Raw genomic sequence first — 14,408 nt, forward strand, 5'->3', positions numbered from 1 at the left:
AAATTTGCTTAACACTGCCCCGACGCAAAAGAAGATGGAATCAGCTGAAAAAGAGCTGAAGAAAGTACAGAAAAATCAACAATCAACGGCTGTCAAAGCTAAAAAACAACAAGCTGTTGAAGCCCAAATGGTTAACACGGGTAAACCCTTCTGGTGGATGCTGTTGATGTTCATTTGTTCGATAGTGTATTTATTCCCTGAGGCGGTGTTTAATGCGGCGTTAACCGATGTTGCTGGCGGGCGCAATTCCAGCGTGGAAGACTTACGGGCGGTAGAATTATTTGGTCGTACCATCAGTGGTGTTGGCGTTACCCTGCTTTTAGCTGACTTATTACTAAAAGGTAAACAAGTGGCTAAAGCCACTCGGGCTTTAGGTTATTTCACCCTAATTGCAGTGATTATTTGGCCAACGGTATTTTTTGGTCAAAAGTGGTTAGTGGATCATTTTATTATTGATGCATCGACCCCAGAAGAGCGCCAACAAGCTTATTTGTCGCAAGTACTTCGTAGCGCATTGATTGAAAATTCAATAAAATTTGAAGGCATTGATTACGACCCCGATAAAAAACACAGTGCAATCGAAAAAACGTTTTTATCCGTGTTTGGTGGACTCGTATACGCTGATGATAAATTAGTGGACGATTTAAAACAGAAAAAGCGCTTGATCATGGAAAAATTTGTTCGCGACCGTGCTATGTCTCGATTTGATCAACACTACGCTAACTATGATAATTTCCGCCAGACCCTACGGGGAAAATACACTGAGTATGCTGCAGGTTCTAATCAATATAATCAGGCCTTAGCTAGCGTACAAACACGATCTGACGCTTACTGGCTCGATACCCAAAACCAGGTAAAGCAAGGTTGGGAGCAATACCAACAAGGCACCAAGGCTTATGAAGCCAGGGTCGAATCCCGGGCACAAAAAATAGCCCCTAAATTATACGATTATTTTGAACGGCGTAATAAATGTGCAGAAAAGAAAAGTGGCAGTAATAAAGACCGTTGTTTCGAGCGACTGCAGAACGGTTATGACAAAGAAATAGCCAAATACAGCATGCCTTATATTCCACCTAATGATTGGTTGGTTCGTGAAGAAATTTCGACGTCTGAAAACGTCGGTAATTCCATTATTTCAGGGATTTTGACATTTGGCCTTTACACTGCAATGCAAGCTGCTGATGCCGTAACGGGTGGCGACGCTGGATTTAAAGATCATCGTATGGTGTATACCAACGATGTGAATCATTATAAAAACGTGTTGATGCTAAAAATGGAGCCTGATTTTATTAAAGAGTCGGGTGGCTATCCATTAGGCATTAACTCAATTCATGAATTTAGAGTAAATGAACTTACCAGCATAAAAGTGAATAAAAAGCTGAAACAAAAAGGCTTAACCTTATCCCCTTCTTGGTCACTGACCGATCGTAATAGCTTTGACATTGCAGTTGCTAAAAAAGTGCGTCAACAAGCTGATAGTGAGTGGCGATCAAAAATGAAGGCTAAAGGCAATGACATGCCGCCGAATTTAAGCTGGCAGACATTTCAACAGCAAGGCGTTATCCAACAGCGTATTGAGGATGAAATGAAAGAGCTTTACGTAAAACCAACGCTGGCTGATTGGAATAACCGTGAGTTTAAACAGAAAATTATTGAACCCAATATACGACGGAAAACCACCGAGTATCTTAATGTGCTCGAAGCCCAACAAGTTGAGTTTGCCGACGGCGGCGCTTTTGAATCGACGGGTAAGTCGGCTTTAAGATCAACGATTATTCCGCCAATATCCATGTCGATTAGCTTAGCCTTGGTGCTATTAACCCTATTAAAGTTACCGATGAAAGCCGTAGAACTCGTGCAAGTAAAAAGGACTCGAGCAGCAGCAAAAGCTAAGCCTAACCGATATATAAAACCTGCAATATCTATCCTGTTATTAGCGGCAATTTTTGTGGTGCCTTTATCCATGGCCGTTAACCAATACACCATGAAAGAATCGGCGTTGCATTACTTTTTTGAACAAATGGAGAAGAATGATTCAGCCATGATTTCATTCGCGCTTAAATGGTTATTAGTGACTCAACCTATGGTGCAACCTATCGGTTCATCCATTGACCAAGGCTTATTTATCACCAAAGGATTTAATGCGATCAGTGAGCCCATTAACCGCTTTGATTTAGCAATAATGTCTGAACATGATTCAACTAAGCTTGCTAAATACTCGCCTAAGAAAGCCGCCTTATTACCTCTGACTATCAACAACAATATCGCCAATGCCAAGGTGGCAGTGATGAATATTAAACCAACATATCAAGCAGGCATGATGTTACCCGCGGGCAGTTATGACATAAAAGTCAGCGCCCCTGGACATATTTCCGTTAGAGAATGGGTGTATTTGAAAGCCGACGAAACTGATTTTAATATCAATTTGTCAGCAGCAGACGTGACCAGTCAATGATAAAAAAACAGTAAAAAAATTCATCACGCATTGATTTATAGGAAGTATTACGTGAGTAAATTAGAACAATTCCAAAGTTTTATCCGTAGCAACGGTAAAGATCTCACTGGTGTCGATGTACCAGTAATATTAAGCAACGAACAAGCAAAGCTTCCACAGCTTAAATTTACCTTTGGTTGGACGATTGAAGTTGGCGTGAGTGCACATGAACACGGCGGCTATTGCCCATCTGGAATTAAGTCAGGCAGTGCATCCAATGCCCGAGATCTCGCCCATGACAAAGCCAAAGAGTATGTCAGTGGACAGAATTCGTTGTTTAACGATCGCTTCTTAACAATACTTGGGCCTGATATTGCGGAAAATTTCCTAATAAGAAATAGAGGCTTAAAATCAGCCCCTGAAACCTATGTGGGCAGCAAAGTTTGCTACCGTTGCCATGGTTCTGGTAGTCAAAGTTGTTCTAGCTGTTATGGCTCTGGTAGTAACTCTTGTAGTGGTTGTCATGGTAGTGGCCGCGTCAGTGTTTCGCGTCATGATAGCTATAATAATCGCACGGTTTATACCACAGAGTCTTGTTCATCATGTTGGGGCAGTGGTAAAAAAACCTGTTATACCTGCAACGGCTCGGGCTCTGTGACGTGCGGCACTTGTAGTGGCGGCGGTTACCTCTATCACAGTTACACCATTGATGGTGAAGCAAAACGCAGCACTAACTGGGCTTATAACAGCAGTGATTACCACAAATGGACCTCTGAATTTGTCAAAAATAGCGGCTTAAACTTAGTCTATAATTTAACTGAGATAACTGAAGTTGATGTTGAGGGTACCCTTGATGGCTGTACCTTTATGTATGCTTTTACCGCTAAACTTCCAACCCTGCAATTTACCGCGACGATTGATAAAGTCGATACCAAGATGTGCTTTGCCGGTAAAAAGAACACCACCCATAATGCCGGTGGGGTTTACGATCCTGCGGTATGGAGTGTGGCACAGAAAATGGCAGGGGGCAGCCAATCCGCCGACAAAGTGGCATTAGCCACCCCTGCTGTAAAAAACATTATCGAAGCCGATACAACCCACACGCAAATTGCATTATTAGATGAAAACTGGGTATCGACTGATATTAAAGACGCGGTATTATCTAACTACCAAAACTTAGTGACACAATTAAAAAAGCAAAGCGTTAAAGGTATTACACCTAACATGTTCGCAGGCTTGATTAAATACACTTATTTATTCTTTACTTTAGGGATGTTAATCGCGCTGTTATTCCCCAAATTTGCAGTCGATTCCGGTTATCGCATGAGCGTGACTCAAATACCTGAATGGATGATGGCGTTATTGACGATGCAATTTGGCCTATTCGGGCTTCCCGCTGTGGCTAATTATGCCTTTGTACTTGGGTTATTGTGGTTAAGCTACCAAGGTGTGAAAAAATTGTATTGGAAAAATATCAGTAACGCTAAGATCTGGGTATTGGCTATCAGCATTACACTATTATTGCCACATATGGCGTTAACGCTTTATTACAACACGGTTGAACTGCTTGGCCATTCACCCGCCATGGCTAGCACTCTCGTGAGTGGCTCATTATTGGTCGGGCTTTACTTACTCGTCATTGGTGTAAAATGGCCACAAAAGTGGTATAGCAAAATTTTTGGATTGATTGCTGGAGTCAGTTTTTATTGTGCCCTACAATACGGTTTGTTCTTAATAAACCCAACTTATGGTTTTATCGAAAATAATGCTAATTATTCTGGTGATGTGGCTGCGTTATTATCATCTGGTTTACGTTTTATGGGGAATAATTTAATTGAGTGGGCTTTGTTATCAGTTGGCTTTACTTACTTCTTAACACGTAGAAAATTTTGGTTAAAAGCAAAGACGATGGTGGCTGATTACGAGAGTCCGGTGCTACTAAAATCGATGAACATGGATAAATAGTCCCGTATTGTGTTGCTAAAAACAACCCAGCGTAATGCTAAGCCTTACGCTGGGGGGAAGTTTGATGCAAAGTGATTCAGCATTAGCTGACTATCAATCTGTGATTTCATCTCATTACAGAACGCGATAACCTACTTTGAGTTCCAGTTGTTGATTATCGTTTTTTTAAATTCATTTGTAAGTGTTGGAGTATTCCCTACATATGAGCATGACGCGTTTTATGACTAATTCAGAACCATATCAGTCAGATTCTTCAGCGGTTCAAACCCTGATTACTTATTTTTCTTCTGGCAGCACTGCATCAGATAAACTTATGACGGATCAAGCCATTATCAATAAAGATTCATTTACAGATCCTTCAATCCCAGCACCGTTATTCGACAGTTATAATATGAGCCGTGACAGTATTCGTCGCCATATCAGGCAAGAGCGTAATGCCCTTTCTCAAGCGGAACAAAACCAACTAGCCTTGATTGCTAGTCGACATTTATTGTCAGAAATTCAGCGTATTTCAGCTAAACGAGTGGCGCTATATTTAGCTTTTGACGGTGAACTAGCAACCAATAAGTTGATAAAAGCTTTATGGAAATTAGATATTGAAGTGTATCTACCTCGCTTGCACCCTTTTGCTAAAGGGCATTTGCTGTTTATTCGCTATACCGCTGATACTGTGATGATAAACAATCGCTTTAACATTGCCGAACCCAAGCTTGATGTCGGCAACATTGCCACTGTTGAGCAGCTGGATATGATTGTGACACCCTTGGTCGCATTTGATAATAATGGTAATCGCATGGGTATGGGCGGCGGTTATTACGACCGCACCTTGGCACAAGTGATTGATAACAAGCCGTTAGCCGTCGGGTATGCCCATGACTGTCAGCAAGTGAGCGTTTTACCGATTGAATATTGGGATGTGCCGTTGCCGGTGATAATTACTCCAACGAAACGGTTAGCTATTTAAAATAGCTTAATTTTATTAAGGTCCTGGCGCTTCGCTCACACCCGTTCAAGCAGGGAAAACGGCTTTTCCCTCTTGGATCTCCCCAGCCGCTCCGGCAAAGTGTTGATCCTCATAGCATAATAAAAAGCCCTATCAATACACAGTATTGATAGGGCTTTTTATTTATTTTATTTATGTTAGTTACACAATTGCTTTCTCTAATGCTTGGCTAACATCGGCAATGATGTCATCGATGTGCTCTATTCCCACCGAAATGCGGACGAGGTCTTCTGACACGCCGGCTTTGGCTAACTCTGCGCCGCTGAGTTGGCGGTGAGTGGTACTGGCAGGATGGCACGCCAGTGATTTAGCATCGCCGATATTGACTAAACGCAGCACCATTTGCAGTGCATCAATAAACTTACCACCAGCGACTTTACCGGCTTCAGCATTATCGGCTTTAATGCCAAAACTGATGATACCAGAGGCTTTACCGCCAGTGATTTTTTGGCATGTACCATGATGCGGACTATCCGGTAATGCGGCGTAATTAACCCAGCTAATGCTTGGATGCTGTTGTAAATATTCAGCTAACGTGAGGGCATTGCAGCAATGACGTTCCATGCGCAGGCTTAAGGTTTCTAAACCTTGGAGTAATAAAAAGGAACTGTGTGGCGATAATGCTGCGCCAGTATTGCGCAATGGCACAACGCGGCAGCGACCAATAAAGGCCGCTGGACCAAACGCGTCGGTATAGACCACGCCGTGATAAGACGGATCGGGCTCATTGAGTATCGCAAAGCGTTGCTTGTTCTCTACCCAATCAAATTTGCCCGAATCAATAATCACCCCACCAATAGTAGTGCCGTGGCCGCCAATGTATTTGGTTAATGAATGAATAACGATATCTGCACCATGATCAAATGCACGACATAACACTGGCGTTGCCACAGTATTATCAACAATTAACGGCACCCCATGTTTGTGGGCAATATCGGCCAAACGCTGTAAGTCGACAATATTACCGGCAGGATTACCAATCGATTCACAAAATAACGCTTTAGTCTTATCGTCAATTAATGCATCGAGGCCATCGAAATCATCAAACGCCGCCATACGGACTTCAACACCTTGGCGGGGCAATGTATGGGCAAATAAATTATAGGTGCCACCGTATAACTGGCTGGTGCTGACAATGTTGTCGCCCACTTGGGTTAACGCTTGAATGGCATAAGTAATTGCCGCCATGCCTGATGCAACTGCCAGCGCACCAATACCACCTTCTATCGCAGCCAAGCGTTGTTCAAGCACGCTGGTTGTCGGGTTCATAATGCGGGTGTAAATGTTACCGGCAACTTTTAAGTCAAACAGGTCGGCACCGTGTTGAGTATCATCAAAGGTGTACGATGTCGTTTGGTAAATGGGCACTGCTGCAGCTTTGGTGGTTGCTTCAGACTCGTAGCCATAATGTAATGCCAGTGATTCCAGTTTCATGTTTGCTGCAGACATAGCGCCTTCCTTAACTGTGTATATTCGAATGGATTAATGACCCAAAAGGGGCTCCGCAGTTGTTGATAATAGCAGCGGTTCTCTACACTAGCAATTAGCCATCTAGAAGTCTATTACTTAGTTGCAACAATACCTCACGACATGACTATTTTAACTGTCTGCCGCCATCTACCGCATAACTGCGACCTGTAACATAATGGCTGCCCAGTAGGTAGTCGACCAAAGAAATGATTTCATCATTACCGGCTTCTTTAGGCAACATCGCTTTAGCCAGTGCTTTGGCTTTGTAGGCATCATCGTCATCTTGGTTAAATAAAATCATAGCAGGCGCAATGGAGTTAACTTTAACGTGCGGGGCTAACAAGCTCGCAAACGACAGACTCATGTTGTGAAGTGCGGCTTTGCTGGCGGCGTAGGCAATATGCTTTTTACTGCCTTTTTCGGCTACAAAGTCGGTAAGATGAATAATGTTACTGGCACCAATGCTATCGTCATTGGTTTTGGCGGCACTGATCAGCAATGGTGCTAACGCTAGGTTGATTTGATACGGCGCAGATACATGAATTTGCATCATCCGCATCATAGTCTCGCTCGGGCTTAAGCCATTGTTGTCGGGCAACCAGTCTGACGCATTATGAATAATGGTATCGAGGCGATCATGATGCTCATTGATATGCTCAATCAATGCATCGATTGCCACAGGATTAGTTAAGTCGCATGAATGTAAACTCGCCCCCAACTTTCCCAGCTGTTCAATACTGTCGTAGTGGGTGCGATAGGTACCAATGACCTGATGACCTTGGGCCAAATAATATTTAGCCAGGGCATAGCCAATGCGTTTACCTACGCCAGTGATCAGTATTGTACGTTCCATAATGCTCTCTTTATTTTAGCTCTGATACATTGAACTTTTATCATAAGCAAATTAGATGGTTATCTCAAAGAAAATGATCAATTGATGACTAAAAGTCATCTTAATGCCTAATGGTGACAAGTTATAGCTTGGTCATAAAAAAAATGACTTCAGTTACTTGAGGTAATTGAAGTCATTAGCCATTATTGATAACGGTTTATATCCTAAACGGAGGTCATTCCTAAGCTAAAAACTCAGCTCTTGTCGCTGGGTTGGCTTTAAAGCAGCCGCCAAGCGCTGTGGTTTGGGTGCTTGATGAGGTGTCCATTATGCCGCGTGATTTTACGCAGTAATGGGTGGCATTAATGCTCACTGCGACATCGTCGGTTTCCAGTAAGGTTTGCAGCGCCACTAAAATTTGCTGGGTTAGGCGTTCTTGCACTTGTGGTCTTTGAGCAAAAAATCGCACGATACGGTTAATTTTCGATAATCCAATAATATTGTCTTTTGGTATGTAGGCGACTTTGGCGAGCCCATCAATGGTAATAAAGTGATGTTCGCACGTGCTGACCACACTGATATCGCGGATCTTAACCATTTCTTCGACACCCATTTTATTCTTAATTTGGGTGATTTTAGGAAAATTAGCGTAATCGAGACCAGAAAAAATCTCGTTAACATACATTTTAGCAATGCGGTGCGGCGTTTCAGCCAAGCTGTCGTCGCTAAGATCGAGCCCTAACGTTGACACCACTTCAGTCATTAAGCCTTTAATGCGTTCATACTTTTGCTCACTGGTCATCGGGCTTGGTGCCAGTGGTGTTTCAAGTCCATGTGTGACTAGAGCTTGTTGAACTTTCAATGCTTCAGCAGACAACTCTGCGCGGGTTATGTCATTAATCATCATAATAATAACATCCTTAAATAATGGGTTAAGTTAGCTGTGATACTCTAAAGACAACGACACTGAATCGGCGAATCGCAATGCATGAGGTTTATCAATGGTGACTCTGGCTATGGTAACGGCTGGGTGTTCACGACAAATTTCTAATACGTCGGCAACCAGTTTTTCCAGTAATAAAAACCTACCCTCTTCAACATGCTGAATCACTTTTTTGGTGATGACCTTATAGTTTAGCGCATCGGCAACGTTATCGGTTTGAAACGATCGATCGGCTGGATAATGGATCTCAATATTGATCACCACATCTTGCTGCTTTTCGCGCTCGTCTTGGTTAAAACCAATAAAAGTACGTAAGCGTAAATTGGTGACCTTAATAATGGCTTGGCTTAATGGCATTATTGAGCCCTTGTGGTGTGTTTTGATTAGATACGCCAAGGTTGAATAAAAAGATCATAAACAGTCGTTTCGATCAGCAGCCCTATCTGGATAAAATTTCGATTGCTGTAAATGTAAACTGGCTAGGCTTGTGGTGCGTACAATACTCAATATACACATTTTGAATAATGAGGTTAATAATGGAACTGACTATTTTTTATGACGGCACTTGCCCGCTTTGCCTCAATGAAATGCAGCAATTAAAGCGCTACGACAGTTTAAACCGCATTGGCCTTGAAGATATTAATGCCGATGATATTAAGCTGCGCTTCCCTGATTTAGATGTGGTGCGCGCTAATACTGTTTTACATGGACTTCAAGCGGATGGCAGCTGGCTTTATGGCTTAGATGTTACCGCCAAAGCATGGGGGATGATGGGTAAGCACCGTTGGATAAAACTGTTGCGCATGCCTGTTATCAAACCCATAGCCGATGTGGCTTATTTGGCCTTTGCTCGTAATCGCTACCGAGTATCTTACCTACTCACGGGTCAAAAGCGTTGTAGTAACGGCACTTGTAACATCAAATAAGGGCAAGCGGCATGAGCGATCCAACTTCAGCAGAAACCTTAATTGTTATTGGTGCCTCATCGGCCATTGCCCGAGCGTTTATCAACCAAGCTGTAGTGGATCAAGGCCAAGAGGTACCGTTAAGTATCATTTCGATTAGCCGTCAGTCGGCACTGACGTTAGCCGAACACCCAGCCAACATAGTGCACCACCATTTTAGCTGTGATTATCAGCAAGCTTCTATTATTGAGTGTGTTAACAACATCAGTTTAGTTGCCGGTAAAGTCACTCGTGTGGTGATGTGCAATGGTATTTTGCATTCCAAAACGCCGCTATCGCCAACTGAACAACCCAAAAACTCAAACCTGATGCCAGAAAAACGCATTGAAGACATTAACAGTGATGCATTGCAGCAATTGTTTTATGCCAACAGTATTGTGCCCATGCTGTGGCTAAGCGCACTGACAGCGTTATTGTCGCAAGCAAACCATAACGTAGCCGCTGACAAAAAGTGCGTGATCAGTATTTTAAGCGCCAGAGTTGGCAGCATTTCAGATAATCGTTTAGGCGGCTGGTACGGCTATCGCGCCTCGAAAGCGGCATTAAACATGTTGATCAAAACCACTGCCGTAGAATATGCAAGGCGACTGAAACGAGTCAAGCTCGTCGCATTTCATCCCGGCACCACTGACACGCCATTATCAAAACCGTTTCAGGCCAATGTGCCAGCAGGCAAGTTATTCACCCCAGAATTTGTCGCCAGCCAGTTAACGGCGATCATGGCTGAAATACAGCCTAACGGCGAAGCCAGTTATCTTGATTGGCAAGGCAAAGAGATAAATTGGTGATGATGAATGAAGATGCTAGATGCTAGATGCTAGATGCTAGATGCTAGGCATTATAAATAAAAAAACGCGAAGCATTGGCTTCGCGTTTTTAGTACATTGATTTGTTAATTACTTAACAAATTCAACGCCTAATTTGATATCACCTTTAAGGGTGTCTAACATTGCATCACGAGCGTTAGCTTCAAATGCACTAATTTCACCGTAAGGTAATACTTTTTCTACGCCGTTTTTGCCAAGAAGGATTGGCTGGGCGAAGAATGTAGCGTGCTCACTGCCGCCGTCAATATAGGCACATTCAACGATGTTGGCTTCGCCTTGAAGACCGCGTACCAATGATAAACCAAAACGACAAGCTGCTTGGCCCATTGATAATGTTGCGCTACCACCACCGGCTTTAGCTTCAACAACTTCAGTACCCGCGTTTTGAATGCGAGTGGTCATTGCTGCCACTTCTTTGTCAGTGAACGTCACGCCTTCAACCTGAGAAAGTAAAGGCAGAATAGTCACGCCGCTGTGTCCGCCAATAACGTTCACTTTAACGTCAGCAACGTTTAAGCCTTTAAGCTCTGCGATGAAGGTTTCACTGCGGATAACGTCAAGAGTGGTGATACCAAATAAACGGTTTTTGTCGTAAACACCAGCATTTTTCAATACTTCAGCAGCAATCGCAACCGTTGTGTTAACTGGGTTAGTAATAATACCCACTAAGGCTTTAGGACAAGTTAGCGCCACTTTTTCCATTAGGTTACGCACGATCCCAGCGTTGATATTGAATAGATCTGAACGATCCATACCAGGCTTACGCGCAATACCCGCAGACATTAAGACTACGTCAGCATCCAATAATGCAGGTGTTGGATCTTCACCAGCAAAACCTTTTACTTCTACGTCGGTTGGGATGTGACTTAAGTCAACCGCAACACCAGGAGTAACAGGAGCGATGTCATACAGAGACAACTTTGAGCCCGCAGGCAGTTGAGTTTTTAACAGTAAAGCTAGAGCCTGGCCGATACCACCAGCAGCACCCAATACAGCAACTTTCATAATTATCTCCATCAATTTATGCAGTTTGTGACATTGATCTACATTGTCGTGGCGTCACATTACTGCATCGTCACAGTAATTTCAATTATACGTTAGTGGACAGTCATAAATAAGTAAGCGCTAATCCACAGTTTAATTGGGGGAAACGGACATCTTGCTCCAATTTATACCTAAAAATATCATAAAATCGCTCCAAAGAAGGATTATTATTGATCATTTTCAGGCACATCTTGTCAATCTAATGATGTTCAATATCGACTAGCTACAACAGAAACATGTTCGATTACCTCGCTCAAATAGCGGCTATAACTGCATATGAACCTCTTGTGTTGTTTGTTTTACTGTTTTAACGTTATGAGCAAACCGCTCATTTGTACTGGTTTAATGACATTAGCGCTACCATGAACGCAGGCGCTATATACCATAAAATAAGAGAATTAGCGTACACTTAGGCTGCCACTGGCAGCATTAACTTATTCACCTACGCTGCCATCACTAACTGATACGATGCAGTTGTAATTGCCCTTTTAATGTGAGAATTCGATGATAATAAGAATAGGCCAACAGGCCGACCAGCAAGCGTTAGTTCAATTTAATCAAGCCATGGCAATGGAAACAGAGAACCTTGCATTAGATGCCAAGCAGTTAACCCGCGGTGTTGAAGGGTTGCTGACCCACCCTGAACGTGGGGTATATTTAGTCGCTGAAGTTGACGGTGAAATTGCCGGCTCACTCATGGTGACCTACGAGTGGAGTGATTGGCGCGCAAATAACTATTACTGGATCCAAAGTGTGTATATACGCCCACACAATCGTCGCCAAGGGATTTATGGCAAACTTTATCAAGCAGTAAAAGACTTAGCCGCAGACAATGGCGGTACTGCGAGCTTCCGTTTATATGTTGAGCATGATAATAAAATAGCCCAACAAACCTATGAATCCTTAGGCATGGAACAGAGCCATTATTTAATGTACGAAGAAAATACCAAGCAATCGTAAGTGATCATAAGTGGTATACAAAAAGCCGGAACAATCCGGCTTTTTTGTGGTTATTTTTCAAGGAATCTAAGGCGTTCAAGGGAGAGTTGCGACAATAACTAGCCTGTGCGCAACGCAAGAATTTTACTGATATCCAGTGGCGCGCTAAATTGGCTGAACCCTTTGTGCTGTTGATCAATCGCATGGATCGACATTCTGTCTGCCAATTCATTACCTTCAATGCCAATATGGGCAGCGACATGTTGCAGCACCAAATCCGCTTTCATTGCTTCATATAGCGCATGAGCCGGTTTGATGATCTCAAGGTTGGCTATTTCACCGCTTTTTCGAGTCCAGTTTTTAGCTTTCCAACCGTATGCCCACTCACAGACACATTTAATCGAGTACTGGGAGTCGCTCATGATTTGCACGGTTTCGCCCGCGTCTAGGACTTTTTTAGCCACCAATAATGCCTGATGCAGCGCGTTGAGCTCGGCGGTGTTATTGGTGCCATTAGGATTAAACAATCCAAACCATAACTCGCTTAACTCGCCTTTACGGTATATCGCCATCCCCGACCCGGCTTTACCAGGATTAGGTTCACAACCGCCGTCGGTATAAATCACCACATCAAATTGGCTTAATACTGCTTGATTAGCGCCAAGGCTTTTGGTTGATGTGCTAGCCCCAGCAGGCTTTACGGTTGATGAACGGCTTGTCGTCTTGGCTGAGGTACTTTTGCCGATACTGCTTGCAGGAGATTGAGCAAATGCCGCTTTAGCTTCCGCTTCTGTGGCAAAGGATTTGTATTTGGCTTGCGGATATTTATCAACTGAGCGCTTAGTGACATCCCAGCTGGTAAAAATGCCGGTTTCTCGTCCTGCCCATACTACATAAAACTTCTTTGCCATGATTAATTCTTACTTCAACAATGCTAGCGTCACGAATAACGTAATTGCATCATGCCATGATTAAACCTGGCTTTAAAACAAAAAACCATCTAGATCATTACAGTTGCAGTTAACTTGAGCTGCTTGATAAAATAAAAGCCTATTGGGGCTTGCGTTAGTTAAGGGTCAGTGGGCCATTAATATCATGATAATTGACACTGCCTGAGCCAGAATTGACTATGGTTAACCCATTGGTGTTAGCAACCTCAATGCCGCCGGAGCCATCTTTAATCGCAACGATACCCTGCACTTGGTTAACCTTGATAGAGCCTGACCCATCTTCAATACTGACATCGCCAATAACATGGTTAATGCGAATAGATCCCGAACCATCTTGCACATCGATCGCCCCTGACGCTTGATCAATATCAACAGATCCTGAACCATCAACTAATACCAATTTGCCAATGTGGTTCATCACAATACTGCCCGAACCGTCGGTTAACTCGATATCTGCACTGACGTCATCAACTTGGATAGAGCCTGAACCGTCGTTAATGTCTAGGGCTAAGGTTGACGGTACTTTGACCAATAGATCGATAAAGGGGGACTCACCTAATAAATGCTCAGTGTGTATTTCTGATAACAAATAGGCTTTATCACCTTTACGGGTCAAACTGAGTTTAATGTTAATGTCATCTTGATCTAATGACTGGGTATAGATGTCAGCATGTATCACCACTTCAGTTAAGCCTTGTACGCCTATAATCGTTAACTTACCTGCACCCGTATTGGCAACTAACTGCGTTAATGATCCAGCATCAAGATTCAATTGCTGCTGTACCAAGTTAAGATCTGTCTGAGTTTGCGCAGAGGTTTGTGATGACGAAAACACCGACTCAGCTTCGCCTTGTGACGCACCGAACAGCGTCGCCCCTAAAATAAGCCCGACGGTGACACTAATGGTTGCGATACGAATAGACATATGAGTAATTCCCTTTATGAAGATATAAATAAGCTTAGCTCACTACACCAATGTTATTAACATGAGTTAACGCTTGTTGGTAAGCGTTAGCGGCAATTAACAATGATTTAG

Annotated in this window: 13 protein-coding genes; 6 read left to right on the forward strand and 7 right to left on the reverse strand. The window is 43.1% G+C overall.

Features of this window, described 5'->3' with window-relative positions:
- The first annotated feature begins 34 nt into the window (after window positions 1-34).
- The 3 genes from EGC80_RS00765 (at window position 35) to EGC80_RS00775 (ending at window position 5,363) form a co-directional block, all read left to right on the forward strand.
- Window positions 35-2,455 (forward strand): peptidase associated/transthyretin-like domain-containing protein, encoded by a 2,421-nt coding sequence (locus tag EGC80_RS00765; protein WP_233768577.1) that lies wholly within the window; start codon window positions 35-37, stop codon window positions 2,453-2,455.
- A 51-nt stretch (window positions 2,456-2,506) separates the two neighbouring features.
- Window positions 2,507-4,399, forward strand: coding sequence for a DnaJ-like cysteine-rich domain-containing protein (locus EGC80_RS00770; protein WP_124013522.1), 1,893 nt, complete (start codon window positions 2,507-2,509; stop codon window positions 4,397-4,399).
- 391 nt (window positions 4,400-4,790) lie between these two features.
- On the forward strand, window positions 4,791-5,363 hold the full coding sequence (locus EGC80_RS00775; RefSeq protein ID WP_232772208.1) for a 5-formyltetrahydrofolate cyclo-ligase: 573 nt from the start codon (window positions 4,791-4,793) through the stop codon (window positions 5,361-5,363).
- A 180-nt stretch (window positions 5,364-5,543) separates the two neighbouring features.
- On the opposite strand, the gene EGC80_RS00780 is transcribed toward EGC80_RS00775, so the two are convergent.
- The 4 genes from EGC80_RS00780 to folX all read right to left on the reverse strand — a co-directional run bounded on the left by EGC80_RS00780 (window position 5,544) and on the right by folX (window position 9,004).
- Window positions 5,544-6,836, reverse strand: coding sequence for an O-acetylhomoserine aminocarboxypropyltransferase/cysteine synthase family protein (locus EGC80_RS00780; protein WP_124013541.1), 1,293 nt, complete (start codon window positions 6,834-6,836; stop codon window positions 5,544-5,546).
- A gap of 160 nt (window positions 6,837-6,996) precedes the next feature.
- Entirely contained in the window at window positions 6,997-7,725 is a 729-nt protein-coding gene (folM, locus tag EGC80_RS00785) for a dihydromonapterin reductase (RefSeq protein WP_124013520.1), read from the reverse strand.
- 220 nt (window positions 7,726-7,945) lie between these two features.
- Window positions 7,946-8,611: a GTP cyclohydrolase I FolE gene (gene folE / locus EGC80_RS00790; protein WP_372491463.1), complete on the reverse strand. Its 666-nt coding sequence runs from the start codon at window positions 8,609-8,611 to the stop codon at window positions 7,946-7,948.
- 30 nt (window positions 8,612-8,641) lie between these two features.
- Window positions 8,642-9,004 carry a dihydroneopterin triphosphate 2'-epimerase gene (folX, locus tag EGC80_RS00795; protein WP_101032779.1) on the reverse strand — a complete coding sequence of 121 codons (363 nt, stop codon included), beginning with the start codon at window positions 9,002-9,004 and terminating at the stop codon, window positions 8,642-8,644.
- Window positions 9,005-9,183: 179 nt separating this feature from the next.
- On the opposite strand from folX, the gene EGC80_RS00800 reads away from it, so the two are divergent.
- Window positions 9,184-9,573 (forward strand): thiol-disulfide oxidoreductase DCC family protein, encoded by a 390-nt coding sequence (locus EGC80_RS00800; RefSeq protein WP_101032780.1) that lies wholly within the window; start codon window positions 9,184-9,186, stop codon window positions 9,571-9,573.
- A gap of 11 nt (window positions 9,574-9,584) precedes the next feature.
- Window positions 9,585-10,400 (forward strand): SDR family NAD(P)-dependent oxidoreductase, encoded by an 816-nt coding sequence (locus EGC80_RS00805; RefSeq protein ID WP_124013519.1) that lies wholly within the window; start codon window positions 9,585-9,587, stop codon window positions 10,398-10,400.
- 108 nt (window positions 10,401-10,508) lie between these two features.
- Here EGC80_RS00805 and mdh read toward each other — a convergent pair whose 3' ends face one another.
- Window positions 10,509-11,444 carry a malate dehydrogenase gene (gene mdh / locus EGC80_RS00810; RefSeq protein WP_124013518.1) on the reverse strand — a complete coding sequence of 312 codons (936 nt, stop codon included), beginning with the start codon at window positions 11,442-11,444 and terminating at the stop codon, window positions 10,509-10,511.
- A gap of 543 nt (window positions 11,445-11,987) precedes the next feature.
- On the opposite strand from mdh, the gene EGC80_RS00815 reads away from it, so the two are divergent.
- Window positions 11,988-12,443 carry a GNAT family N-acetyltransferase gene (locus EGC80_RS00815; protein WP_124013517.1) on the forward strand — a complete coding sequence of 152 codons (456 nt, stop codon included), beginning with the start codon at window positions 11,988-11,990 and terminating at the stop codon, window positions 12,441-12,443.
- Window positions 12,444-12,541: 98 nt separating this feature from the next.
- Here the strand turns inward: EGC80_RS00815 and EGC80_RS00820 are convergent, their stop codons facing one another.
- On the reverse strand, window positions 12,542-13,333 hold the full coding sequence (locus EGC80_RS00820; RefSeq protein ID WP_101032785.1) for a ribonuclease H family protein: 792 nt from the start codon (window positions 13,331-13,333) through the stop codon (window positions 12,542-12,544).
- 154 nt (window positions 13,334-13,487) lie between these two features.
- Window positions 13,488-14,297 carry a DUF4097 family beta strand repeat-containing protein gene (locus EGC80_RS00825; RefSeq protein WP_101032786.1) on the reverse strand — a complete coding sequence of 270 codons (810 nt, stop codon included), beginning with the start codon at window positions 14,295-14,297 and terminating at the stop codon, window positions 13,488-13,490.
- Between the last annotated feature and the right edge of the window lie 111 nt (window positions 14,298-14,408).

Source organism: Shewanella psychromarinicola, from assembly GCF_003855155.1.
GTDB lineage: Bacteria > Pseudomonadota > Gammaproteobacteria > Enterobacterales > Shewanellaceae > Shewanella > Shewanella psychromarinicola.

Coding starts and splice junctions, on each gene's coding strand:
- EGC80_RS00815 (WP_124013517.1), top strand. CDS start 11,988: ATGATAATAAGAATAGGCCAACAGGCCGACCAGCAAGCGTTAGTTCAA.
- mdh (WP_124013518.1), bottom strand. CDS start 11,444: ATGAAAGTTGCTGTATTGGGTGCTGCTGGTGGTATCGGCCAGGCTCTA.
- folM (WP_124013520.1), bottom strand. CDS start 7,725: ATGGAACGTACAATACTGATCACTGGCGTAGGTAAACGCATTGGCTAT.
- EGC80_RS00775 (WP_232772208.1), top strand. CDS start 4,791: ATGAGCCGTGACAGTATTCGTCGCCATATCAGGCAAGAGCGTAATGCC.
- folE (WP_372491463.1), bottom strand. CDS start 8,611: ATGATGATTAATGACATAACCCGCGCAGAGTTGTCTGCTGAAGCATTG.
- EGC80_RS00820 (WP_101032785.1), bottom strand. CDS start 13,333: ATGGCAAAGAAGTTTTATGTAGTATGGGCAGGACGAGAAACCGGCATT.
- EGC80_RS00800 (WP_101032780.1), top strand. CDS start 9,184: ATGGAACTGACTATTTTTTATGACGGCACTTGCCCGCTTTGCCTCAAT.
- folX (WP_101032779.1), bottom strand. CDS start 9,004: ATGCCATTAAGCCAAGCCATTATTAAGGTCACCAATTTACGCTTACGT.
- EGC80_RS00825 (WP_101032786.1), bottom strand. CDS start 14,297: ATGTCTATTCGTATCGCAACCATTAGTGTCACCGTCGGGCTTATTTTA.
- EGC80_RS00765 (WP_233768577.1), top strand. CDS start 35: ATGGAATCAGCTGAAAAAGAGCTGAAGAAAGTACAGAAAAATCAACAA.
- EGC80_RS00805 (WP_124013519.1), top strand. CDS start 9,585: ATGAGCGATCCAACTTCAGCAGAAACCTTAATTGTTATTGGTGCCTCA.
- EGC80_RS00780 (WP_124013541.1), bottom strand. CDS start 6,836: ATGAAACTGGAATCACTGGCATTACATTATGGCTACGAGTCTGAAGCA.